The 23,249-nt window shown below is 70.7% G+C and carries 22 protein-coding genes and 1 pseudogene; 15 read left to right on the top strand and 8 right to left on the bottom strand.

The window, feature by feature from the left end; genetic code table 11:
* Nucleotides 1-36: 36 nt before the first annotated feature.
* Nucleotides 37-1,056, bottom strand: coding sequence for an MBL fold metallo-hydrolase (locus ACGFRG_RS33615; RefSeq protein WP_361428436.1), 1,020 nt, complete (start codon nt 1,054-1,056; stop codon nt 37-39).
* A gap of 115 nt (nt 1,057-1,171) precedes the next feature.
* Here ACGFRG_RS33615 and ACGFRG_RS33620 point away from each other — a divergent pair.
* A pseudogene (locus ACGFRG_RS33620) lies at nt 1,172-1,357 on the top strand (MerR family transcriptional regulator); the annotation flags it as partial.
* An 89-nt stretch (nt 1,358-1,446) separates the two neighbouring features.
* Here the strand turns inward: ACGFRG_RS33620 and ACGFRG_RS33625 are convergent.
* A complete protein-coding gene (locus ACGFRG_RS33625) occupies nt 1,447-1,734 on the bottom strand; it encodes a DUF4287 domain-containing protein (RefSeq protein WP_361428434.1) in 288 nt (95 codons plus the stop codon).
* Between the two features lie 186 nt (nt 1,735-1,920).
* On the opposite strand from ACGFRG_RS33625, the gene ACGFRG_RS33630 reads away from it, so the two are divergent.
* Both ACGFRG_RS33630 and ACGFRG_RS33635 read left to right on the top strand, forming a co-directional pair.
* Nucleotides 1,921-2,541 (top strand): TetR/AcrR family transcriptional regulator, encoded by a 621-nt coding sequence (locus ACGFRG_RS33630; RefSeq protein WP_393270156.1) that lies wholly within the window; start codon nt 1,921-1,923, stop codon nt 2,539-2,541.
* A 168-nt stretch (nt 2,542-2,709) separates the two neighbouring features.
* The gene (locus tag ACGFRG_RS33635; RefSeq protein ID WP_361428430.1) at nt 2,710-3,273 is read left to right on the top strand and encodes an N-acetyltransferase; all 564 of its coding nucleotides are present in this window, start codon (nt 2,710-2,712) and stop codon (nt 3,271-3,273) included.
* Nucleotides 3,274-3,330: 57 nt separating this feature from the next.
* Here the strand turns inward: ACGFRG_RS33635 and ACGFRG_RS33640 are convergent, their stop codons facing one another.
* From ACGFRG_RS33640 to ACGFRG_RS33655, 4 genes are all read right to left on the bottom strand, one after another.
* The gene (locus ACGFRG_RS33640) at nt 3,331-3,930 is read right to left on the bottom strand and encodes a flavoprotein (protein ID WP_361428428.1); all 600 of its coding nucleotides are present in this window, start codon (nt 3,928-3,930) and stop codon (nt 3,331-3,333) included.
* Nucleotides 3,931-3,981: 51 nt separating this feature from the next.
* Nucleotides 3,982-5,334 carry a lanthionine synthetase C family protein gene (locus ACGFRG_RS33645; protein WP_393270160.1) on the bottom strand — a complete coding sequence of 451 codons (1,353 nt, stop codon included), beginning with the start codon at nt 5,332-5,334 and terminating at the stop codon, nt 3,982-3,984.
* Complete coding sequence (locus ACGFRG_RS33650; protein WP_393270163.1) at nt 5,331-8,756, bottom strand: lantibiotic dehydratase; 3,426 nt, start codon at nt 8,754-8,756, stop codon at nt 5,331-5,333. The genes ACGFRG_RS33645 and ACGFRG_RS33650 overlap by 4 nt, the downstream gene beginning before the upstream one ends.
* 111 nt (nt 8,757-8,867) lie before the next feature.
* Nucleotides 8,868-9,032 carry an FDLD family class I lanthipeptide gene (locus ACGFRG_RS33655; protein WP_361428422.1) on the bottom strand — a complete coding sequence of 55 codons (165 nt, stop codon included), beginning with the start codon at nt 9,030-9,032 and terminating at the stop codon, nt 8,868-8,870.
* Between the two features lie 410 nt (nt 9,033-9,442).
* Between ACGFRG_RS33655 and ACGFRG_RS33660 the strand changes: the two genes are divergently transcribed.
* The 3 genes from ACGFRG_RS33660 (at nt 9,443) to ACGFRG_RS33670 (ending at nt 12,173) form a co-directional block, all read left to right on the top strand.
* Nucleotides 9,443-10,879 (top strand): hypothetical protein, encoded by a 1,437-nt coding sequence (locus tag ACGFRG_RS33660; protein ID WP_393270166.1) that lies wholly within the window; start codon nt 9,443-9,445, stop codon nt 10,877-10,879.
* Nucleotides 10,880-10,920: 41 nt separating this feature from the next.
* Nucleotides 10,921-11,523: a hypothetical protein gene (locus ACGFRG_RS33665; protein WP_393270169.1), complete on the top strand. Its 603-nt coding sequence runs from the start codon at nt 10,921-10,923 to the stop codon at nt 11,521-11,523.
* A 254-nt stretch (nt 11,524-11,777) separates the two neighbouring features.
* Nucleotides 11,778-12,173, top strand: coding sequence for a DUF3224 domain-containing protein (locus ACGFRG_RS33670; protein ID WP_393270171.1), 396 nt, complete (start codon nt 11,778-11,780; stop codon nt 12,171-12,173).
* A gap of 67 nt (nt 12,174-12,240) precedes the next feature.
* Here the strand turns inward: ACGFRG_RS33670 and ACGFRG_RS33675 are convergent, their stop codons facing one another.
* Nucleotides 12,241-13,092, bottom strand: coding sequence for an HNH endonuclease family protein (locus ACGFRG_RS33675; RefSeq protein ID WP_393270174.1), 852 nt, complete (start codon nt 13,090-13,092; stop codon nt 12,241-12,243).
* A gap of 555 nt (nt 13,093-13,647) precedes the next feature.
* Here ACGFRG_RS33675 and ACGFRG_RS33680 point away from each other — a divergent pair.
* The 8 genes from ACGFRG_RS33680 (at nt 13,648) to ACGFRG_RS33715 (ending at nt 21,728) form a co-directional block, all read left to right on the top strand.
* Entirely contained in the window at nt 13,648-15,069 is a 1,422-nt protein-coding gene (locus tag ACGFRG_RS33680) for a family 2B encapsulin nanocompartment shell protein (protein WP_393270176.1), read from the top strand.
* 134 nt (nt 15,070-15,203) lie between these two features.
* Nucleotides 15,204-16,154 carry a Camphene synthase gene (locus tag ACGFRG_RS33685; RefSeq protein WP_393270178.1) on the top strand — a complete coding sequence of 317 codons (951 nt, stop codon included), beginning with the start codon at nt 15,204-15,206 and terminating at the stop codon, nt 16,152-16,154.
* Nucleotides 16,151-17,014: a geranyl diphosphate 2-C-methyltransferase gene (locus ACGFRG_RS33690; RefSeq protein WP_393270181.1), complete on the top strand. Its 864-nt coding sequence runs from the start codon at nt 16,151-16,153 to the stop codon at nt 17,012-17,014. Before ACGFRG_RS33685 ends, ACGFRG_RS33690 begins: the two co-directional genes overlap by 4 nt.
* A 590-nt stretch (nt 17,015-17,604) precedes the next feature.
* Nucleotides 17,605-17,832, top strand: coding sequence for a hypothetical protein (locus ACGFRG_RS33695; RefSeq protein ID WP_393270184.1), 228 nt, complete (start codon nt 17,605-17,607; stop codon nt 17,830-17,832).
* Between the two features lie 106 nt (nt 17,833-17,938).
* Nucleotides 17,939-18,433, top strand: a complete 495-nt coding sequence (locus tag ACGFRG_RS33700; RefSeq protein ID WP_393270196.1) for a transposase — start codon at nt 17,939-17,941, stop codon at nt 18,431-18,433.
* Between the two features lie 147 nt (nt 18,434-18,580).
* Nucleotides 18,581-19,576 (top strand): FkbO/Hyg5 family chorismatase, encoded by a 996-nt coding sequence (locus tag ACGFRG_RS33705; RefSeq protein WP_361428404.1) that lies wholly within the window; start codon nt 18,581-18,583, stop codon nt 19,574-19,576.
* Complete coding sequence (locus ACGFRG_RS33710) at nt 19,573-20,544, top strand: LLM class flavin-dependent oxidoreductase (RefSeq protein WP_361428402.1); 972 nt, start codon at nt 19,573-19,575, stop codon at nt 20,542-20,544. Before ACGFRG_RS33705 ends, ACGFRG_RS33710 begins: the two co-directional genes overlap by 4 nt.
* A gap of 65 nt (nt 20,545-20,609) precedes the next feature.
* Complete coding sequence (locus ACGFRG_RS33715) at nt 20,610-21,728, top strand: MFS transporter (protein ID WP_361428400.1); 1,119 nt, start codon at nt 20,610-20,612, stop codon at nt 21,726-21,728.
* Between the two features lie 585 nt (nt 21,729-22,313).
* Here the strand turns inward: ACGFRG_RS33715 and ACGFRG_RS33720 are convergent.
* On the bottom strand, nt 22,314-22,508 hold the full coding sequence (locus ACGFRG_RS33720) for a hypothetical protein (protein WP_393270188.1): 195 nt from the start codon (nt 22,506-22,508) through the stop codon (nt 22,314-22,316).
* A 365-nt stretch (nt 22,509-22,873) separates the two neighbouring features.
* Here ACGFRG_RS33720 and ACGFRG_RS33725 point away from each other — a divergent pair, with 365 nt between their 5' ends.
* On the top strand, nt 22,874-23,110 hold the full coding sequence (locus ACGFRG_RS33725; protein ID WP_393270191.1) for a hypothetical protein: 237 nt from the start codon (nt 22,874-22,876) through the stop codon (nt 23,108-23,110).
* Nucleotides 23,111-23,249: the final 139 nt, after the last annotated feature.

The following is a 23,249-nucleotide window of genomic DNA, read 5'->3' on the forward strand; positions in this document are numbered from 1 at the left end:
GCCGGGGGAGTGGGTGACCTATCACGCCGTGATAGGTCACCCCGCGATCCGGGACAGCTCCGCCGTGAGGTCCCCGCGCGGCGCCACCGACGCCGGTACGCAGTCGGGGGCGAGGCGGATCGCCGAGTCGAGGATCTGGACCAGGGACAACGGGTCGGCCACCTCGTCGAGATGCCGGTACTCCACCGCCGTCAGCACCGCGAGCCGTTCCCACAGGCCGAGCCCCGGCCGACGGTGCTCGCGCAGCAGCACCCGGGACGCCTCGTCGACGTCGGTGCCCGCCGCGTGCAGGGCGTGGATGCGCCCGCTCAGCTCCTCCATGTAACCCATGTACGTCCGTACTTCCGCCGGGCCCACCAGCGGCCCGTGGCCGGGGACCACCACGCGCGGGTCGAGGTCGAGGATCTTCTGGCAGGCGTCGGTCACGCCGCTGAGGGGACCGGCCCAGTGGACCGGGACGTCGCCGATGAACAGGACGTCCCCGGCGCAGACGACCGAGCTGTCCGGCAGATGGACGATGAGGTCGCCCGCGGTGTGCGCGGGCCCCACCTCGTACAGTTCGACCGGCGTCGAACCGACCAGTAGGTCCAGGCGGCCGCTGAAGGTGCGGTTGGGCGGGGTGAGTTCAAGACCGGCGTAGTCGTACCGGCCGAAGTGCGACAGCAGATACCGCTCGAACGGCACCTGGTCCCCGCAGCCGTCCAGCATCGCCTGCAACTGCTGCGGGGCCGGTTCGGCGCACAGATGCGCCAGATTGGCGTCGGTGCTGATGATCTCCGCGTCGGGGAAGAGCCCGTTGCCGTAGCTGTGGTCACCGTTGGCGTGCGTGTTGACCACCGTGGATATGCGGGCGCCGGGCGGCAGTACGCGCCCGGCCGCCGCGATCAGCGCCTTCGTCAGATGGCCGGTGTACGGGGTGTCGACGAGCAGGGCCTCGCCGGCCCCGTCCCCGGGGGCCACCACCACGCAGTTGGCCATGCCCCAGGTGCCGGGGAAGTGCGGCAGCCAGGCGTGGACCCGGCTGTCGATCGCGGTCAGTTCGGAAGGAATACGCATGGGTGCATTGTGCTGCCCGGGCGGACGCGGTGAACGTAGTGCTCCGGGTTCTCCAGGTGTTCCGGGTGCTCCGGGGACACCGCACCATGATCGAGGGGACGAAACGGCCGTGCCCATGGGGGAGTTGAGCCGCAGGACCGGGGCGCCGATCGCGACCATCGCGTACTACCTGCGCGAGGGGCTGCTCGCCCCCGACCGGTTGGCCGGTGCGACGCAGGCCGTCTACGACGACGCACACGCGCACCGGCTGCCGCCGATCCGCGCGCTGATCGGCGTCGGCGGGCTGTCGGTCGCCGGGGTCGGGGCGGTCCTCGACCCCACGCCGACGCGGTGGAACACCTCACCCGCGCCCGCCCGGTGCGGCCGGTCGCAGCCGGGCGGGCACAGCGGTCAGGGCCGGTTGTTCTTCCCGTCCAGCCACAGGGTGTCGGACTCGTCGCGGTGGGAGCCGGTCGTGCCGACGTGCTTGGCGTCGATCCGCGCACCGTTCTTGATGACGTGGACGAGCGCCATCCCGTGCCCGCGACCCAGGTCGTGGTCCTCCTTGAGCCACGCCAGGATCGCCCCCGCCTTCGTCCCCGGCTCGTTGAACCCGCGCTCGTGCGCGAGCGCGATGAACTCGCGGGGGGTGAGTCCGGTCTTGTCCTCGATGTTGTCCAGGTACGCCTGAAACGACATGTGCCCTCTTCCGTTCCTGTCAGTGTGGGGATCGCCCTGGCGGCCGCACCCGGCCGACGTGTTTACGGATATCGGTTCGGCCCGGTCGGTTCGGATGTCCCGACCTCTCGGGAACTGGACGGTACAGTACTCAATAGAAAACTAGACTGTCCAGTACTGATGTTACTGATGACGAGAGGGGATGGCGTGGAAGCGAACGGGCAGGTCCGGTCGGCGCGCAAGCACCGGGAGATCACGGAAGCCGCGACCACGGTGTTCCTGGAGAAGGGCTACTCCGGCACCAGCATGGACGACATCGCGAAACTGGCCGGGGTGTCCAAGCAGACCGTCTACAAGCACTTCTGTGACAAGGAGAAGCTGTTCACCGAGATCGTGCTGGCCACCACCGACCGGCTCGACGGCATGATCGACCTGGTGGCCGACATCCCGGCCGACGCCGACACCCTCGAAGAGAGCCTCACCCGGCTCGCCCGCGGACTGCTGGCCACCCTCACCCAGCCCCAGGTGCTCCAGCTGCGGCGCCTGATCATCGCCAGCGCCGGCACCTTCCCCGGACTGGGCACCACTTGGTACGAACAGGGCTTCGAGCGCGGAATGGCCACCCTGGCGACCGCCTTCCAGCGCCTGGCCGACCACGGACTGCTCCGCGTCGACGACCCGCTCCTGGCCGCGAACCACTTCTCCGGCCTGCTGCTGTGGACCCCGGTGAACAAGGCGATGTTCACCGGCGGCGCCCAGCCCACCGAGGCCGACCTCGATTGCTGCGCCGCCGCCGGTGTGCGCGCCTTCCTCGCCGCCTACCGCTGACCATCGCCCCGGCAGACGGCACTTCCGTGAGCGACCGCACGGTGCCGACATGTGGTCAAAAACAGCCGAGCGGGTCGGATTTCGGGTATCCTGGCTGCTCGGTTCCTGCTGCGAGCCGACGCCTTGACCCCTGCCTGGTGGGCGATGGCGAGTGAGGGGGGGCGAGGCATGGTGACCGTCGAATACAGCCTGGCAGACGCCAAGCACCTGCCGTACGTCAAGCACAGCCTGCTGGAAGTGCGCTCGGAGGTCTGCGGGGCAGACTCCGCCTCCCAGTCGTCCCCGGAGTCGGCAGCGGGCGCACCCTTCGAGGCGCGCCTGGAAGCGGCGGCGTCCCTGCCGGGCTGGACGGTTGCCATCGGCTACGAAAAAGGCCGTCCCGTCGGTTACTGCCATGGGTTCTCCCTCGCGGCGGACACCGACTGGTGGTCGAACATGATCCTGCCGCTGCCGAAATACGTCACCTGGGAGACCGGGCAGCGCACCGCCGTCCTCAGCGAGATAGCCGTACGCAAGCCCTGGCGCGGCACGGGTGTCGCCACGCAGCTGCACGAGATCTGGCTGTCGCTGCGGCCGGAGGAGCGCGTCACGCTGCTCGTGGACCCCGCCCTCGGCGACGGAGCGCTCCAGGCGGCTTACGAGGCCTGGGGATACCGCAGGGTCGCCGACCACCGGGAGCTGCGCGAATCCACCGTGTACACGGCGATGATCCGGCCGGTGCGCCACCCCTGACGCCGTGGGGACTGGCCGCGCACGAAGGCGGGAGGGCCGCCCGGGGCTCTGCTTCCTTCAGGCCTCGGGCGCGGACGCCGCCGCCAGGGTCCGGCCCGCCGCCTGGAGCGCGGTGGGCAGGTCGCTGGTCCAGCCCTGCGACGGCCCGCCCGCGTGGACCGAGAGCGCGGGGCTGCGGGGCACCACGGTGTAGCCGTCCTCGTGCAGGGTGCGCAGGTTGCGGCGGACCGCCGGGCGGCGCAGGGCGGTGGCGGGGATCGACGGCCCGATCACCACGGGGGCCGGGGTGTTGAGGACCGTGGTGAGGGCGAGGCTGTCGGCGATGCCCGCGGCGAGCTTGCCGATGAAGTTCACGGTGGCGGGCAGGACGAGTACGAGGTCGGCCCAGTCGGCCAGTTCCTGGTGCGGCACGCGGCCCTCGGCGGTGTCCCAGTCCGGCCCGCTGACCGGGGCCTGGGTGATCGCGGCCAGGGCCTGGCGGGAGACCAGGGCGTTCGCCGACGCGGTCAGGCAGACCCGGACCGACCAGCCGTACACCCGTAACGCCATCGCCCAGCCCGGCAGTTCGACGACGCCGATCGCACCGGTCCCGATCAGGAGCAGCTGACCGCGCGGCAGATCCAGCGGCGGCAGCTGTGCGGCGTCGGTGACGGTCATGCGGAAACCTCCGGGGGAGGGGAGCGGGTGGATCCGACGATGCGTCAGGCGTCAGGACAGCAGCAGCACCCGGTCCCACACCGGATCCGCCCCCTGCGTACCGGCCGTGACGCTGAGCAGGGCCGCCGCGACCCCCGCCGCGCCCTCCAGGACGCCGGGGTTGTCCTCAAGGCCCAGCGGCTGGTCGAGCTCCCAGCCGCGCTGCCGGTCGGCCGGGGCGACATGGCGGTAGCCGAAGGCGGCCGCCGGGTCCCAGAGTTCGGCCACCTGCTCGGCGATCTCGGCGCAGTGGTCGAGCAGCGCCGCGTCCCCGGCCAGCCGGCCGAGCCGCCACAGGCTCTGTACGAACCCGGCCAGGCCGTGGCAGACGGTCGGGCCCTGGAGGTGTGCCAGGGCGTCGGGCCGGTGCACCAGGGCATGAGCGCTGCGCAGGGCGAGCCGCCTCCAGTCGCCCTCGCCGGTCAGCCGCCCGGCCCGGAACAGGGCGTTGGCGATGCCCACCGCCCCGTAGCACCACGCGCCGCCGAACGCGGCGGCATACGGGGAGACGTCGGCCGGGCCCGCCCCCGGGCCCGAGTCCTCGCCCCGGGCCCGGGCCAGCTCCTCGTCGAGGCCGAGCCGGGGTTCCCAGGCCGGGCCGAACGCGTCACGGTCGGCGCGCGCGGCCAGCCACCCGGCGATCGCGTACACGGCGTCCAGCTGGCCCGTCACCGTGAAGCCGTGCTCGGCGCTGAGCGTCAGCAGGGCCAGCGGGCCCGCGATGCCGTGCGCGAGGCCGAGGTTGACGTCACCGCGCGGAAAGACCCGGCGGTCACCGGCGGATGCCTGCCGCGCGTTCGGCACCCACCAGCCCGGCACCGGCTGCCCGTCCACGCGCACCGGCCGGGCCAGCGCGACCAGGCGGTCGAGGGTGGCGGACAGGGCGGGCTCGGCGGCCGCGCGCTCGACCGGGTCGCCTTCCGTGACCGCGGCCAGCAGCAGCCGGCCGGTGCCGGTCGGGCCGGTGATCACGTCGTAGTCGGACCAGCCCACGCCCGGCCCGGGCGAGGGGGCGGCGAGCCGGGCCAGCTGTTCGGACGCCAGATGGGTCGTCAGTGTCTGCCGCAGCCGTACGTAATGGTCGCCGATCCGGGCGGACTGGACGACGGCCAGCACCGGCGCCGGGCCGTGGCTGAGGCCGACCGAGGCGGTGCCGGTCAGCGCCCGGGCGGCCGGGACGATCCGGTCGTGCACGGCGGGCAGCCGGGACGGGTCGCGGCGGGCCAGCTCGGCGAGGAAGAGCGCGGCGCCGGTGCCGCCTTCGAGCGAGACGGGTGCGGCGAGCTGCGGCCCGGGCCAGGGCGCGGCCAGGGCGGCGGCGACCCGCTCGACGGTGGACTCGATCAGGCTGGTGGCCGCGGTCACCGCTGGTGCCTCCTTCGGTCGGCGTTCTGGATCACACAGGCGCGGGCCAGCGCCATCGCCCGCCGTTCGGCCTCCCGGTCGGGGCCGAGCAGCCGGTTGCAGCTCATGTGGAGCAGGGCGGACAGGACGCGGGGGAGCGGCGAGGAGAGGGTGCCGCGCTCGACGAGATGGTCCAACTCGGCGCGGTACGCCTTGAGTTGATCCGCCTGATCGGCCAGCGCGGCCAGTATCGCGGGTCCGGCCGGATGCGCGCCGAGCCCCGGGTTGCCGCCGGCCGGGTCGATCAGGGCGAGCCAGTACGCCCGGCGTGCCCGGAAGTCGGCGGGCAGGTCGGAGGGTTCGGCCGGTACACCGGAAAGCCAGGCGGCGGCGGGTTCCTGATAGCGGGCGGACCGGTCCGAGGCGGCACCTCGCCCTCGCCCTCGCCCGAGCGGATCGTCGACCGCATCGGGCTGTGCCGCTGCACCGAAGGCGTGCGCGATCGAGGCGACCGACAGCGCGCCCAGGACCTCCTTGTCCCACGGCGGCTCGGCCCCGGCGGCCGACCCGGCGGCGTGGCGCCGTTCGGCGGCGAGCAGGGCGAGCGCGGTGCGGCTGTCGGCGGTGAAGAACCGTTCGGCGGCCGCCTGGGCCCGCGGGCCGCCGTACCGCTCCCACTCGGGTTCGTAACCGTCCAGCGCGAACCGCCCGACCAACCCCTGTGCACGCCACCGCGCCACCGCGTCCCGCAGCGGCGGGAGCAGCTGCGGCCAGAGCCGGTCGGCCGGGCCGTGGAAACGTAACCGCAGGTGGTCGGCGTCGTCCCGGTACCGTATGAAGAACCAGCGGTCGATCGACTCCCCGACCGGGCCCGGCAGTGCGGCCAGGAACGCGGGAAGGTGCTCGACGAGAAAGCCGTCGGTGTGCCGCCCGGCCAGGTAGAGCCGCGCGTAGAGCCAGTCACCGCCGGGATCGGTCGTACGGGGACGGGCGGGCGCTGCGGTCGGCTCGGGATCCGCCGACATCCCCGACGACACCACCTCGAAGTGATGCCCCGCCTCGATATGTTGCTCCGCCTCGATATGATGCTCCGTCACATTGACGAAGGCGACGCACAGTTCGGCCGCGTGGGCATGGCCTGCGCCGTCCCGCAGCCAGCCGCTGGAGCGGTCCTCGCCACCGTCCGTCTCGACGGCGATCAGATCCGGATCCTTGGCGATCGCGTCCCGCAGGAGCTCCAGGTGCCAGGCCTCGGAGAGGTCCAGCGGCAGCCGGAGATCGAACTTGGTCAGGACGATCCGCTCGGGCGCCCGCCAGCGCTGGCGCCAGCCGTCCACCGCCGCGCGCCAGTCGGCGGGGCCGAGCGAGGTCGACTCGCGCAGCTCGTCGAGCCGCCACACGGCGGAGCTGAGCACCACGTTGCCGTACCGGACCCTGGGCAGGAACGGCGCGTGGACACTCGCGCCCCAGTCCCACGGCGCGCACATCCGGTAGGCGTCCCGGCCCACCTCCAGCAGGAAGCGGGCGGCGTTCGGAGCCTGGCGGTGCAGGACGACGGCGTTGTGCGCGTGCGGCAGCAGCCGACGACCGGTCGGCAGATGCACCGCGTACAGATGGTCCAGGGTCGCGGACACACCGATCTGCTCCATCGGCACATCGGTCGCACCGGGGTCCGGCGGCAGGCCGATGGAGACCTGGTGCCGGGCGGATCGGCGGCTGTTGGCCAGGTTGAGCGCCCGGGTGGCCCGCGGCTGGTAGGCGACCCCGAGGTGCATCGCCCCGTCGACCTCGGGGAAGGCCAGGTCGGCGAGCTCGGCCAGGACCGAGTCGACCGGCTCGGCGGCTCCCGGCAGGCCCGCGAACCGGCCGAAGGTGGCCCCGGCCTCGGCGTCGCTCGGCCCGCTGGTGAGGACCAGCCGGAAATCCCGGTCGGCCAGGGCGTGTTGATCGGTGGCGACCAGTGAGCCGAGGAGCTGGAAGGAGCGCGGCGCCGGCCCGGATACGGGCGTGGCGGCGGTCAGCCGGGCCACCAGCTCGTCGTCCAGGACGACCTCCCGCGCGCCCGCCCGCACCGCGCCGCCCACCATGCGGGCGAGAGTTGCGTCCCGGGCGTCGGCGGGCCGGTACGGCGCTTCCTGCGTCCTGCCCGAGGGCGGCCACTCGTAACCGGCGGGCGCGCCCAGACCGACCGTTTCGTCAAGCAGCTCGGCCAACGGGACGACCCGGTCGACGCCGTAGCGCTCCAGGAACTCCCGGTGGTACGGCCGCAGATGGGGCACGCCACGGCCGTGCGGAGCGAGCCGCCAGAGCACGTCCACGGCGCGGGCCGCCTCGTCGGCGACGGTCCGCGGCAGCCGCACCCGAGCGCCGAGGGCGAGATCGACGTGGAGCGGCCGCTCGGTGTCGGCCAGCGCGCGCAGGCGGTCCTCCAACGCGGACAGCGCGGCGGCGCGCTCGCCCGGCGGGGCGAGGTCGTACCGGTCGCGATCGGCGGCGACGGCGCGCAGCGCGGCCAGCACGGGCAGCGGCCGACCGGCCGAGCGCTCGGCGGCGGCCAGCACGTTGATGACCCAGCCGAGCGGATCGCCGCCGTCGAGCACGGGACGGAGCCCGGTGATCAGAAACTCCTGCCGTACGAGGGTGGCGAGGAGCCCGGCGATCTGCCCGGGCCGGGCCTCGGGAAACCGCTGCTGAAGCCCGGCGGCGAGAGCGGCGCCGGTGATCCCCGAACTGGCCGTCCCGGAAACGGTCGTCCCCGGACGAGTCGCCTCCGAGCCGGTGGCCGCCGAACCGGCCAGCTCCAACGCGGCGGCGACCACCGGGGTGAGCCGCACGGACACCTCACTGCGCGCGGTGCCACCGGCGCGGCTGCCCGGGTTGGAGGGAGCCGTCATCACCAGCCGCCCACCACGCCGAACGGTGCCGGTGTGCGCGTACAGGGTCAGATGCCGAAGCAGCTCCGCCTGCTGCTCCAACTGACGTATGAGCTGAAACAGCCAGTCGAGATCGACACGAGTACGGCTGCTCGGCGGTTCGCTCCAGACAACCTGGCCCGACCCGTCCGCTGCGTCGAAGCGCGCCGGGGCGACCCCGGCGAAGAGCCCGAAGGGGGTGCAACGGGTGCGCAGCCGCAGCTCGTAACGGAGCACGGAGAGAGCGGCCCGACGCAACTGGGCGTCGCTCCGCCCGTCGACCGTGCCGACGCTCGCGGCCACGAGCCGGGCGAGCGAGGGACTGGCGACCCGCAGCGCATCCATGAAGAGCGAGTCGGCGGCGGCCCCGCGCAGCACCACCAGACAGGCCGCACGGTCGGCGGCCGAGAAGCCCTCGGGCCCGGTCACCGCGGCCCAGTCCGGACGCTGCGACCATCCGCGCAGCGGGGCGCGCAGCAGGGCGACCGGCGCGGCACGAAAGAGTGGCGGGGCGGCGGGCTGATCAGGCATCAGAGGCGTTCCCTCGGGGCGGCGGCGGGCGAAGAACGCAGGGCACGGGGCCGGCGGTCCGGTACGCGGGCCCCGTGCGCTGGTACGTCTGCTACGGGCTGGAGCGGTCGGTCAGCAGCAGAGGGTGGGCTGGAAGCAGCTACAGCTCAAGCTGCAGCCCCAGCTGGTGAAGCCGACTTCGCCGACGGTGTTGGTGACTTCGATCTGAACGTCCAGATCGAAGAGGTCGTCGAACTCCGGCGAGTCGAGAGCGGTCGCCTTGGTGGTAGTGCGCATGGTGAGCTCCTTCGCTGCGAGATCAGATCGAACAGAGATGCGAGCAGGGCGCGCGCCCACCAGCGGAGTCTCGGTCGGAGCCGAGCGGCCAGGGAAGACCTTTGGACGATCTTGGACACTCTTGGACGCTTCGGGACACGCCGCCGGCATCCGCTTCCAGGACGGTCCGGGCGGTCCGGGTGGTCCAGGTGGCCAGGGCGGGCGAGAAACAGCCGACCGCTGCGGCGGCAGGCTCCTGGAGGCGTTCCGGCGGTCCCCACGGTCACGGTTGGTACCGGACCGGTACCGGCTGGTGCCCTGACCGGCAAGAGAGGACAATGAGAGGTGGTCCCCCATCCCCACCCTCCCTCATGTTCTCCGCCGTGCGGCTGGTGCGTCGATCGTTGATCGCGGTACTTCTGAGCGCCGCGATGAGCGCGGGACCCCTCGCTTTTACGCCCCTGACGGCGGTCGGCGCGCCGCTGAGGGCGCAGGCGCTCACCCTGTCCCCCCATGAGGGACAGCCCGGAACGCGTGTTTCGGTCACCGGCACCGGCTTCGAGGTATGCGGCCAGGCGACGCTCACTTTCGACGGCGGGCATGCGACACCGGCGACGGTGCATGTCCCCGAGATCTCCGGCACCATCGTGGTCCCGCAGGACGCCACAGCGGGGCCGGACCACACGATCGAGGCGGCCTGCGACTCCGGCAACGCCTACCACGCCGAGGCTCCCTTCACGGTGACCAGCGGTGGCGGCACCACGCCCGGTGGCAGCACCACGCCCGCCGAGACTCCGACGCTGACACTCGACCCCGGCCATGGATCGATCGGAACCAAGATCGCCGTCCAGGGCAAAGGGTTCGCGCGGTGTTCCGACAAGAGCGTCGACCTCTACGTGGTCAACGGGCCCGACATCGCACCCGCGATCCCCGTGACGGAGAACGGCGACTTCTCGTATACGGAAGTCATCCCGGAGAAGTCGTCCCCGAATACGTATACCTTCCGGGCTGCGTGTACCAGCGATCCGGCCAGCTACGCGGACGCCAGCCTGGTCGTCGAGAGCCCGGCTGCGAACCCCGTACTCACCCTCACCCCGCAGCAGGGTGCGCAAAAGGCAAAGGTACGCGCGGACGGCACCGGGTTCACGTGCGCGAAGGTCGACTTCCAATGGGACGGCGCCGAGCCGTTCGCTACCACCGCAGTGGCCGAGCCGGGCACTTTCACCACCGAGATCACGGTCCCGGCCGACGCACGGCCGGGCGAACACACGGTGCGGGCGGTCTGCGCGGACCATCCCGAACAGTACGGCGAGTCCCCGTTCACGGTCAGCGACAACGGCGGCACGAATAACGGCGGTACGAATAACGGCGGCACCGGCAACGGTGGTACCGACAACGGTGGCACGAATAACGGTGGTACCGATAACGGCGGGACGAATAACGGTGGTACCGATAACGGCGGGACGAATAACGGCGGTACCGACAACGGCGGGACGAACAACGGTGGCACCGATAACGGCGGTACCAACAATGGCGGCACCGGCAACGGTGGTACGGGCAACGGCGGTACCGACACCGGCGCAACGACCGGCGGTGGGACCGTCAACAGCGGCACCGTCGGCTGGGTGGTCGGCTCCGCCTCGCTCGGCGGCGCAGTGGTCCTGGCCGCCGCCGCAGCCGTCTACTTCGGTCGGCTGCACCGCGGCCCGCGCTGGGTCCGCGGCCACGTCCGCGCCACCCTCCGCCCGGCCACCGCAACCGCCGAGCTGACCGAACTGCGCGCACCCGGCGAACCCCCGACCCGCACCATCCGGCTCGACCCGCACGCGGACCCCGGCTCCGCGACCATCGACGAGGTGGACCGATGACGACGTTCACGACTGAGACGCCGGCCCCGCCCCTGCCCCCCTTGACCGTCCGTTCGTTCCTGCTCGGCGAGGGCGAGGACCTGGACACCCCGCTGCGTACCCATGAAACGGTCGGTCCGCTGCTCGGCTCCGTGCACGGCATGACATCCGCCGCCGACCGGGCCGTCGAACACGAGCTGGCCACCGTCGTCGACAACTTCCTCGGCCTCGACATGTTCGACCTGATGGTAGGCGGCTGGTGCAGATACGCCGCCCTGCGCGAAGCAGCGCACCGCACCCGGGACGTTCCGGGCAGCGAGGAGGTCGTCGCGATGGCGACCCACCGGATCAAGTCGGCGCACCGGCCCTACATCGACGTGTACGTGGACGGCGCGAAGATCGGCACGCTGGAGGTGGAGCTGGAGGTGGTCTTCTGGATCTCCGGTCTCGTCTGCGTGGTCCGCGACGCCCACCTCACGGGCGTCCGGTCGGGCCAGTGCGCGGTCGACGCGAGTCTGGCGGTACAGGGAGCCACGCTCACCGAACGCCGGGGCAGGCGCCTCGACCTCCCCGGCGCGTTTGCCCTGCGCGCCCCGGTGCCCTTGCTGCGGGAGGAGTCGAATCCCCGTGAGGCCCGGACCGTGCCGGGTGGCAGCTGGCGATAGTGGGTGGCAGCGCGTGGCTCTGTAACTACCTTGGGCGTGCGCCTTGTTGAAGAGCTCATGATCTTCAGAGGCAACTCAGAGGCAACTCGGGGGGCAACGGGGAACGGGCCGAGACCACATCGCACCCGCCCCTGAATCCTGCGACGCCATGGCGCCGCCCCAGCCGGGCTTCCGGCGGTCGTCTTCGGGGGATTGTCAGTGCCGTGTGCGAGGCTGCCGTGCGATACAGGCGATCAGGATTCGAGGGGCGCGCAATGAGCACGAAGGCCAGCGGAACGTTCGACCTCACATCGTTCGAGCCGGAGGTGCTCGACGAGGGCCCGGGCGCCGCGCTCGGCCGCGTGCGGATCACCAAAACCTTCCAGGGGGGCCTGGCCGGCACCAGTACCGTGAGCATGCTGTCGGTGGCCGACATCGAGGGCAGTCCCGTGGCCTATGTCGCCGTGGAGCGGTTCACGGGCGAACTCGACGGCCGCAAGGGCTCCTTCGTCCTGCAGCACAGCGCGCCCGGTAGCCATGGCGAGCAGATCGCGATCCGCGTCGTCCAGGGAACGGGCTCCGGTGACCTCGCGGGGATCACGGGTGCCTTCGAGATCATCGGGTCCGAGGACGGCAGCCACTCCTACGTCTTGGAGTACACGCTGGGCTGACACAGGCGCCTGCACGGTCGGCGTGAGCGCTCCCACTCCTGGTGACGTGGGCCGAGGACAAGCACGCCTACGTCTGCTTGCAGTCGCCGAGTACCTTCTGGAGCTTGTTGCGCTCCGCTGTGGTGACCCGGAGGCCGTAGTAGTCCTTCACTCCGATCCAGGCACGGCTGTACGTGCATTCGTATCCCCGGGGCAGCCACTTGTCAGGGCCTTTGTCGTCCTTGGCGCGGTTGCTCCAGGTGGAGACGGCGATGAGCTGCGGGGCGCCGCTGAGGTCGTTGGCGAACGCGCGGCGCTTGTATTCGGGCCAGTCGCGGGCGCCCGAGCCCCACGCGGCTTTGAGGGGGACGATGTGGTCGATGTCGACGCGCAGCGGATTGGTCAGGGTCATGCCGTCGTACGCGCTGCGCCAGCGGCCGCCCACTACCTTGCAGCCGTCCTTGAGGGTCGCGGGGATGTCGGAGAGGGCCTTGAGGGCGAGTTCACGGGTGGAGCATTTGTTCGCGCCGTGCAGGACCCAGCAGCTCTTACCGCCGAACGCCGTCCGCTGGAATCCCTTGCTGTCGAACGTTCCCAGCTCCAGCTCGGACAGCATGCGCCGGGCATCGTCCAGGTCAGGGATGTTGGCAGGCCACTTGACGACAGCGGGAGGCAGGCCGCTGGGTACGGGCGCCGGGACGAACGCCGCAGTGCCCGGCACATGTACCGCCCCCTGTCCCTCGTCCGTCGAGGGCAGCCGGTCCTCCTCCGGCCCTTCGCAGTCGAGCTCGTCGAAGGTACGTACCGCCTGGTGCGCACGATGAGCCCGCGCCCGGACCGACGGGGACGCGGCCTGCGCAGCGAGAGGAAGCAGGCCTGCCGGCAGCACCGTGGTGAGAAGAGCGCAGGCGAGCGCCGACCGACCGTGAGGGAGGCGCATGAGGATCTCCTTCGATGCATGGCCTGGCAGGACCTGTGCACAGCGGCAGGGCTGGCCGAGTGCGGCGTATATCAGGAGGGATTACCTCTCCGGCTGAACGTAAGACGCCATCCCGGGATTTCCGCCCTATTGGCGGAAGGCCTGACACGGCTTGGCCTTCCAGTTGGCCTTCCAGCCAGGCAGGAACGCCGACGGCAGCAGGCGGGCCGCGATGTGGCTGATGGCCAGAGAACACGCTCAGAGGCATGTCTTCGAACCCCCCGTCTGCACAGCCGGCAACGGCGGCCCGCATTTTTCGGCACTCCATGGTGATACGACTCGCGCCCCTGGCGCGAGTTGTCGAACACCGCTGGGCTTCGGTGGCAGGGGCCAACGGATTCCGCTCGAACGGCCCCTCTCGCGTTGCCGGTTGCGGCGCGTCCCACTGGACTGGGGCTCGAAGCCGCACACCCGATCCCGAACTGGTGCTGTGCACCGTGCGCGGGCTTGAGGGGCTGCCCATCGGCCGGTCGGCTCGTATCTCTCACACCCTCTGTCCCAGGAAGGGAGTCGGCCGTGCTCGAATCCATAACCCAGTCGGAGGATCCCCCGCTCGAACCGTCGGCGGTGGGCATCGACGCCGCCCGGAACCTCGCCCACACCGCCAAGTCCGTTCCCCAGATGCAGGGCATATCCTCCCGCTGGCTGCTGCGCATCCTGCCCTGGGTGGACGTCCCCGGCGGCACCTACCGCGTCAACCGGCGCCTGGCCTTCCCGGTCGGCGACGGCCGGGTGAAATTCGACCCGGCGGGACCACACCTCCGCGTCGTCCCCCGAACACTGCGCGAGATCCCGCCGTTGCGGGACTTCCCCGACGACGACGTGCTCAACGCCCTGGCCGGTGCCTTCGAGCAGCGCGAGGCCGAACCGGGAACCATCCTGGCCCACGCGGCGCAGAAGGCGGATCAGCTGATCGTCGTGGCCCGCGGAAAGGTCGATCACTTCACCCCCGGCGCGTACACGGACGCCGTCTCGCACGGCCTGCTCGCCGACGGCGCCCATTTCGGCGAGCACTGCCTCACCGGCAAGAGCACGTGGAAATTCACCTACCGGGCGGCGACCGCCTGCACCGTGCTGGTCCTTCCCCGCCGCGCGTTCAAGCAGATCCGCAACGGATCACCCGAGCTCGCCGCGCACATCGACAGCTACCTCGCCCGTCCCCGGCCGGCGATGACACGCCGCGGTGAGGCCGACATCGCCGTCGCCTCCGGCCACCGCGGGGAGGCACAGCTGCCGGCCGCGTTCGTCGACTACGAGACCAGTCCGCGGGAGTACCCGCTGAGCGTCGCCCAGACCGTCCTGCGGATCAACACCCGCGTCGGCGACCTGTACAACGGCCCCCAGGACCAGAGCGAACAGCAGCTGCGGCTGACCATCGAGGCCCTGCGCGAACGCCAGGAGCACGAGATGGTCAACCACCCCGACTTCGGGCTGCTGCCCAATGCGGACCCTCAGCAGCGGATCTCGACCCGGCACGGTCCGCCCACGCCGGACGATCTCGACGAGCTGATCTCGATGCGGCGGCAGACGAAGTTCCTCCTCGCCCACCGGCGTACCATCGCGGCCTTCGCCCGCGAGTGCACCCGTGCCAGGATCTGTCCGCCAGGAACCGAGTTCAACGGCCACCATGTGGTGGCCTGGCGCGGCGTGCCGTTCCTGCCCTGCAACAAGATCCCCATCTCCGCGGACCTCACCAGCTCGGTCATGGCTTTGCGCACCGGAGAGGACAACGGCGGGGTGATCGGCCTCTACCAGCGGGGCATCGCCGACGAGTACGAGCCGGGGCTGTCTGTTCGTTTCATGGGCATCGACGACCGGGCGACGCTGTCGTACCTCGTCAGCAACTACTACTCGGTGGCGCCGCTCCTGCCCAGTGCGCTGGGCGTTCTGGAGAACGTCGAGGTCGGCCACTACAACAAGCCGCCGGACCTGTCGTGAGCCCGCTCGGCGGCCCTACGGGGCCGGGCACCTGCGCGGTACGACGGTTCGCCACGCGGCCGTCGCGACCGGACCCTGGCCATGCCGCGGCGCTGCTGCGCCTGGACTGCCCACCGCCGCGGCGGGACGATCCCGTGCTGGCCGGCCGGCTCGACGAGCGCCTCCTGGAATGGGCCGACGGCATCGGCCTGTACGACGGCCGGATGGAGCGGGTGCGTGACGCGGGCTTCGGCCGGCTGGCCGCTTTGTGCTATCCCGCAACCGACGACGAAGACCTGCTGATGGTCCCGGCCCGGTGCGCGCTCGCCATCTGGGCTCTGGACGACCACTACTGCGACGCCCCGGACCTCGGAGCCGTGCCCAGCCTGCTGGGATCCCGGCTGGCGACCGCCTCCGCCACCCTGGGCAGGGCCCACCTGCCGGACCGCCACGAGGCCGCCTTCGACGCCGCCACCCGCGACGATCCCGCGCTCAAAGGCCTGCGGTCCGCCGCCGGCCACCTGCGGCGCATCACCACCGCAGCCCAGTTCGACCGGACCCGCCACACGCTGCGGACCCTGTTCGCCGCCCTCGCACAGGAAGGAACCTGGCGTGCCACCCGGTACCAGCCACAGGTATGGGAGTACCTGATGAACCGGCAGGCCAACAGCTTCCTGCCGTGCATGACCGTCATCGACGCCCTCGGCGGCTACCGGCTGCCCGCCGACGTCTGGGCCCACCCCGACGTGCACGACGCGGTCGGCACCGCCGCCCTGGCAGCCAGCATCGCCAACGACATCTACTCCGCCGGCACCGAGAGCCGCTCTTCGGACGGGGACTTCAACCTCCCCCGGGCCATCGCCGCCGAACAGCCCTGCACACCGCAGGAGGCACTGCGCCTCAGCGCAGAGCTCCACAACGAGCTCATGCACCGCTTCCGCCGCCAGTGCGACGAACTGGCCCACCAAGGCGGACGCGAGCTCCACCGGTTCCTCGACGGCGTACTCGACTGGTGCGCCGGCAGCCTCGCCTGGCACCGCACCGCACCCCGATACCACCGGCACGCCACCGACGGGCACGCCCCCCACACCCTGGAGAGAACATGACCACCTCACCCCACCAGACCCGGGCCGTGCTGCACACCGACTACCAGCGGGCGGTCGCCTCCTACTGGGACACCCACGTCAACGACGACGTCAACCTCGCCCTCGGCGACGTCGACGAGCTGTACCACCATCACTACGGCATCGGCGCCTACGATCCCACCGTCCTCGACACCACCGCCGCGGACCATCAGCAGCGAACCATTCGCGAACTCCACCGCCTGGAGAGCGCCCAGGCCGACCTCCTGCTCGACCACCTCGGCCCCCTCACCAGCGAACACCGGCTCCTGGACGCCGGCTCCGGCCGCGGCGGCACCTCCTTCATGGCACACCGCCGGTACGGGTGCCACGTCGACGGAGTGTCGATCTCCCAGTACCAGGTCGACTTCGCCAACGCCCAGGCCCGGCGCCACGCCCTCGACGACAAGGTCCGCTTCCACTTCCGCAACATGCTCGACACCGGCCTGGAGACCGGATCCCGGCAGGCGCTGTGGACCAACGAGACCACCATGTACGTCGACCTCGACCAGGCCTTCGCCGAATTCGCCCGCATCCTCGCAGTCGGCGGACGCTACGTGTGCATCACCGGCTGCTCCAACGACCTCACCGGAGGCCGCTCCCAAGCCGTCAGCCGCATCGACACCCACTACACCTGCAACATCCACCCCCGCAGCGCCTACTTCAAAGCCCTCGCCGCCAACGGCCTCGTCCCCATCACCGTCACCGACCTCACCCCACTGACCATCCCCTACTGGGAACTACGCGCCCGCTCCCACCTCGCCACCGGCATCGAAGAAGCCTTCCTCACCGCCTACCGCGAGAACAGCTTCCACTACCTCCTCATCACCGCCGACCGCACATAGCCAGTCCGACGGTTCACGTAGGTGTGCGGGCACCTCCGCCGCCTTGGTCGTTGTGGCGCTGGCCAGCCGGTTTACGAGGTTTCCGCGCCTGCTTCCGCCGCCGCTGCGAACCCCGGACGGGGCTGGGGGATGCCGTCGCCGCTCTGGAGGGCGGCGAAGTCGGCGTGGGCGGCCTCGATGGCCTCGGGGTACACCTCCCGTTTCGCGTGCCCGGCGAGCGCGCGGTAGATGCTCGCGAGGCTGGGGTTGTGTCCTTGCGCACGGCGCTTGCCGCGACGAAGCCGAGCGCCTGTGTTCAGCGAAGACAGACGAGTCCGGTAACGGCTCGACCGCCCTGGCTGACGGTGCGCCAGCCGGGCGGCCCGGCGGGGTGCGGGGGTTCAGGGGCTGACGGTGTTCCAGCGTTCGGCGGGGATGTCCTGGCACTTGTAGAGGTTGACGATGCCGTGGTCGGCCCACTGCTGGTGTGACCAGCCGACCTCCGCCGCTCCGGCCCGCCGGCCGCACCAACATCGCCACTGGTCTCCGCCACCGCGCCCGCGACACCACCGCCCTGGGCATCACATGATCAAACCGGGCACTCCGCGAGAATGACGCCGCTCTGCGCCGGCTACACCTCTCTGCCCCACGGGGAACTAGCCACCCGTGAACACCAGGTCACCGTCTCTGGACCACTGCGCAGCAACCCCACCCGCCAACAACGCCGGAACAAGGGCTTCGCCCGGGACGACTTCCCCATCGACTACGACCGCCAGCAGGTCACCTGCCCCCAGGGCCAGGTCAGCCAGGGCTGGCACGGCTCCTGCCCGACCTCCTGACCCACAGCGGCCCCGCTGATCGTGGCCAGGTTCACCAAAAGCCAGTGCCAGCCCTGCCCGGCGCGCACCCGATGACCACCTCCGGCGAAAGCACTCGCACCGTGGGATTTCCCCCACGAGAGCTCCGCGACCTGCAACTTCGCATCCGTACGAGCAACAGACACCCGAGTGGAAGACCCGCTACGCGGTCCGCTCCGGAGCGGAGGGCACGGTCAACGAGTTCGCCCACGGACATGGCATGCGACGCTGCCGCTACCGAGGACAGGGAACGGCCGACATCCAGCACGTCCTGACGGCCATCGCCGTCACCATCGAGCGCCTCAGCGGACTGCCACCAACCGAAGAAGCCCCCTCGCCCCGCCGCCCGACTGCCTTCCAGAACTACCTCGACCAGCGCGAGATACCCCGGCCGAAGTCCTGGCGAACCCTGGGCAGCCGACCTAGACGGCACCAAGATCCCCGACAGAGTCAAGCTGAGTGCGCGCGGCGGAAGCACACCGAAAGCACACCATCCGGGCTGGTATGCAGGACCGCGAACGGATTGTGTGGGGTGTGCATTGCGATGTCCGCCCTTTCCGCAACCGCAAGTGGACGACCGTGACCCTCGTCAGCGGTCGCCCTTGGGTACCTACTTCCCCAGCCAAGCCCTGCTGACCTTCAACGTCATCGGCGGGGTCGTCGGTCTCCAGCTCAGCGGCGCCGTCTGACCTCTGCCCACGCCACCCCCGAACCTCACGAAAGGCTGACGATGAGCATCCGCGCGCACTTCGCCCCCACTCGGGAGATACCGAAAGCGGAGGAAGGGCGGCACGTCCTCGCCTCCGTCACTTTCACCACCACCGCATCCCTGGCTCTGACCGAACACGGCAGTCCCGACCTGGCCATCCCCATGGCCGCCGAGCCCGGCCAGGAGTTCCGCGAGGTGTGGACCGTGCCGGGACGTCCCCGGTGGGCCATCCGTGACGACCTCGCCTATGCCAACGACGGCCAGTACCTCTTCATCGCCGGACTCCTGCCCGAGCAGGACGTCTACACCCCTCCGGTGCGAAACCTGTACGAGAAGGCCTTCGCCCTGGTCAACCACCTCGGCTACGCCCATATCTTCCGCATGTGGAACTTCATCGGCGACATCGTCGGCTCCAATGCCGAAGGAATGGAGGTCTACCAGGATTTCGTCCAGGGACGGGCCCAGGCGTTCGAGACGTACAAGGGCCGTGGCACCGCGCACATGCCGGCCGCCACCGGGATCGGGACGCGGGACCGCGGAATCGCCTTCTTCCTCCTCGCCTCCTGCCAGGACGTGCCGAGGCACGTGGAGAACCTGAAGCAGACGCCCGCCTACCACTATCCCGAGGACTACGGACCGAAGCCCCCGAGTTTCGCCCGCGCCACCATCCTCGGCGACACGCTGTACGTGTCCGGCACCGCGTCCATCCGCGGCCACGAAACCGTGCACAAGGGCGACGTGGAGAGCCAGACCCGGGTGGTGCTCGACAACATCGCACACCTCGTGTCCCGGGAAAACCTCGCGGCCCAAAGCATCGACGGCGGGCACGAGTTGAAGGACCTACGTCTGATCAAGGTGTACGTGCGGCATGACAGCCACATTCCGGCGGTGCGCGCGACGTGTGAGGAGGCGCTTGGCACGGGCGTTGAGGTGAAGTACCTCAACGTTGCCGTATGCCGCGACGACCTCCTCGTGGAGATCGAAGCCATCGTGCCCGGACAGGCGTGGGCGCTGTGACCGAATTGAAGGTCGGCATCGTCCTGCCCGGGCGGGAGTCCGTGGTGAACAACGGCCCCTACCCGGCCAACCTGGCCTCGATCGCGAGGCTGGCCGAGGACTGCGGCTTCGATTCCGTGTGGGCCGGCGAGTCTCCCCTCGCCCGCTCCCGTATGAACCCCCTCCTGGCGCTCACCGCCGCGGCCGCCGTGACGGAACGGATCCAGCTCGGTACGGCCGTCCTCATGCCGCTGCGTCCTCCCGTACACCTGGCACACGAACTCGCCTGCCTCGACCGCATCTCCGGCGGCCGCCTCATCGCGGGCATCGGCTCCGGATTCGCCTCACCCGCCACGGAGCGAGAGTTCGCCAATTATGGGCTCGACTTCGCCACCCGCTCGGGGCGGATGCGGGAGACGGTCGAAATCTGCCAGGCACTGTGGAGGGCCCAAGGGCAACCCGTCTCCTACGAGGGGCGGCACTACCGGCTGAAGGACGCCTCCCTGCTGCCGAACCCCGCGCAGCCCGGCGGGCCGCCCCTGTGGATCGCGCACTCCGGACCGAAGATGCTCCAACGCGCCGGCCGTCAATTCGACGGCTGGATGCCCACCTCCACCTCCCCCGACAAGTACGGCGAAGGGTGGAACCACGTCGCCGGCGCGCGCGACGCGGCCGGCCGCCCCGGCGACGCCGTCGCCGGAGCCGTCTACCTTTCCGTCGCGGTCGACAGCACGAAGCAAGACGCGGAGGACACCCTGTGGTCCTACTTCCATGCCTACTACGGCCTTCCTCTCACCACCATGCGCACCACCCAGGGCATCTTCGGAGGAACGGCCGAGGAGGTCGCCGACTGGCTGCAGCAGTACGTCAAGAACGGCGCCCGCCACCTCATCCTGCGCCTGCCCACCAGCGAGCTCACAGAGGCGAGATACCGGACCGCGGTGCGGCGCACCTCAGAGGAGCTGCTCCCGCTCCTACGCGGCCTGTGATCACGCGAACGGGCGCCCGAGGCTGGGATGTGTGGGCGGCGGCATGGCCCGTCACGGCCGTGTTCATGCTGTCCAACATCCCTACCCCGCTGCTCGGGGTGTGGCAGGAGCGCCTCGGCTTCACCACCGCCACTACGACGGTCATCTTCGCCGCCTACACCGCCGGACTGCTACTCGTGCTGCCGTTCGCCGGTGTCCTGGCCGACCGGTTCGGACGCCGCGAAGTCCTGGTCCCCGCCCTCATGGCCGCTCTGGCCTCCTGCGTGCTGTTCATGACGGCACGACACGTCCCCGAACTCATCGCCGCCCGCGTCCTGACCGGGCTGGCGGTCGGCACCCTGGTGTCGGTCGGCACCGCGGCTGTCGCGGACGTCGGCGGCCCCGCCCGTAAACGGACGGCGTCCCTCGCCGGTTCGGCCGCCATCGGTGTCGGACTCGCCACCGGACCCCTGCTGGGCGGACTCGTCTCCCAGATGTGGGATCCGCCCACCGTGACCGTGTTCGCCGTCGAGATCCTCGTACTCCTGTCCGCGCTCGCCGTCGTGCTCACCGTCATCCCCCGGTCGACCGGCACCGCAACGGAACACCGCTGGCTGCGGATACCCACGGTGCCCCGCGCGAACCGCACCAGCCTCACCTCCAGCCTGATGGCGTACATGCCCGGCATGACCGGGACTTCGCTCATCCTCGCCCTTGGCCCGAGCCTGCTGACGACCCTGCTGCACACCAGCAGCCGCCTGATAGCTGGAGGTATCGGATGTGTGATGTTCGGGACGTCGACAGGCATCCAGTTCGCCATCAGGAGTGCGCCGGTACGCCGTGTGCTGATCCAGGCCGGAATCCTCACGGGCACGGGAATGCTGACCGCGGTCGCCGCCGTCCGCGCCCAGTCCCTGCCCCTGCTGATCGCCGCGGCCGTACTTGCGGGCGCGGGGCAGGGAATGAGCCAGCTCGGCGGGTTTTCCCTGCTCAACTCAGCGGTACCGGCAGGCAGGCTGGCAGAGGCGAACGCGGCGCTGAGCGCCGGAGGTTATGCCTTCGCCGGCATCCTGCCGATCGCCACGGGATACCTCAGTGACGCCATCGACATGGCCACGTCCGCGACCGTGTTCGCCACCTTGACCGCGGTCGCGGCCATCGCCGGCTCGTTGACGATCCGCATGCTGCGCCGAGCGTGGGCATGACCCGGGACGAGCACCACGCACGACCAGCCGGGCAGGGCCCCAGGGTCGTCCCGTTCTCGCGGTTGACCACGGGATGCCCAGGGCGGTGAGTGTCTGAGTCTGTCGGGAATCTTGTACGTCGCGCCGCAGTAGGGGTGACAGTGCGAGTGGTCAGCGCTGCTGTTGGGCGGCCAGCGCTGTTGCGCGTCGGAGGTGGCTGGTTCGAAAAAATTCACTTCTCGTGGCCAGGGCGGCGGGACGGTGGAGGGACCCGCCGCACCGGAGGTGTCCGAGATGTCTGTCCGTTCCCGATCCGGCTCGCTGATCCCGGAGTTGACGGTGCGGGTTGCCCGTGCCAGCAACCCCCAGGGCGGTAGCGGTGGATGAACTCCTGCAGCCGGTCCGGGTAGGTTTCCCGTTCGTCCGCTGTGATCACTGACCACAGGACGGGCAGGACCTCTGCGGTCATCGAGTCGCCCGGGGGCACGTGCCCGGCGAGCGCCGTGTACGACCGGACCGCGACCGCCAGGGCCGCGTCCGCGCCACCCTCCCGTATGTCCTGCGCTGCCCGGTCCACGGGAGTGCTGGTGTATGCATCCTCGCTCATCACGTCGTCTTCCTCGCTGCCCGTGCCGCTGTGGTCCACCGCATGCCGAGTGCGTCGAGGTCGGCGCGACGCTGCGTGGTGAGCTTGGCGGCGCGCTTTCGGGTGTTGTCGAGGAACATCCCGAGCTTGACCTCCTCGGGCTCCCCAGCGCCCGCCCGGGCATTGTCGGCGCCCGGTCGCTCCAGTCGCTCCACGTGCTTCCCGAGCGGTGTCGGCGTACACCCCAACGTGGTCAGTGAGGTACAGCGATACGTCCCCGCCCTGAAGGTGATCGTGCGAAGGCTGGGGAGCCGGGGCCACACGACTTCTCAGGGTGCGGGACACGACGGTCCGTCAAGGGCGCCCTACGGGCGTCGCTGCGCGATGGGGCTACGCCCCACCCTGGACCGACCGCCCTGTCCCGAAGCCGTCTGGCCATCGGCTGGCCCCGGCCTTGCGGCGGCCGAGCAGTTGAGGAGGTCCAGTCGTACCAGCCTGGCCGCATCGGAGAGTACGCCGACACCAGCAGCAGCTTCCCGCTCGACTGGGCCGCTCCGTCCGGCTCGCCGACCTGGCCGCCGTGACCGGCGCCCGCGCGTATCTGTGCGTGACCGGTGGCATGACCTATCTCGACCCCGCCCTGTTCGCGGCCCAGAACGTCACTGTGGCAGCGTTCCGGCCGCCGACCACCGGCATCTGGTCCTCCGGGCGGTGGCTCAGTGCCCTGTGGGCATTGGCGACGCTCGGCCCGCAGGACACAGCCGTCGGCTTCCAGGCCCTCACCGTCCACGACACCCGACTACGGGCAGCTGCCTGACCCGCCCGCCCTTCTGCTGTACGTACCGGACGCCTGGGACGTGTGTTGATGGTGGACCTGGAGGTCCCCGGGATCGAACACAACCTCCGGCAGGACGCCGACGGCGTGCGCACGGTATGGCTTGTGCACCCCGACGGCT

The organism is Streptomyces sp. NPDC048696 (assembly GCF_043198895.1).
Classification (GTDB): domain Bacteria; phylum Actinomycetota; class Actinomycetes; order Streptomycetales; family Streptomycetaceae; genus Streptomyces.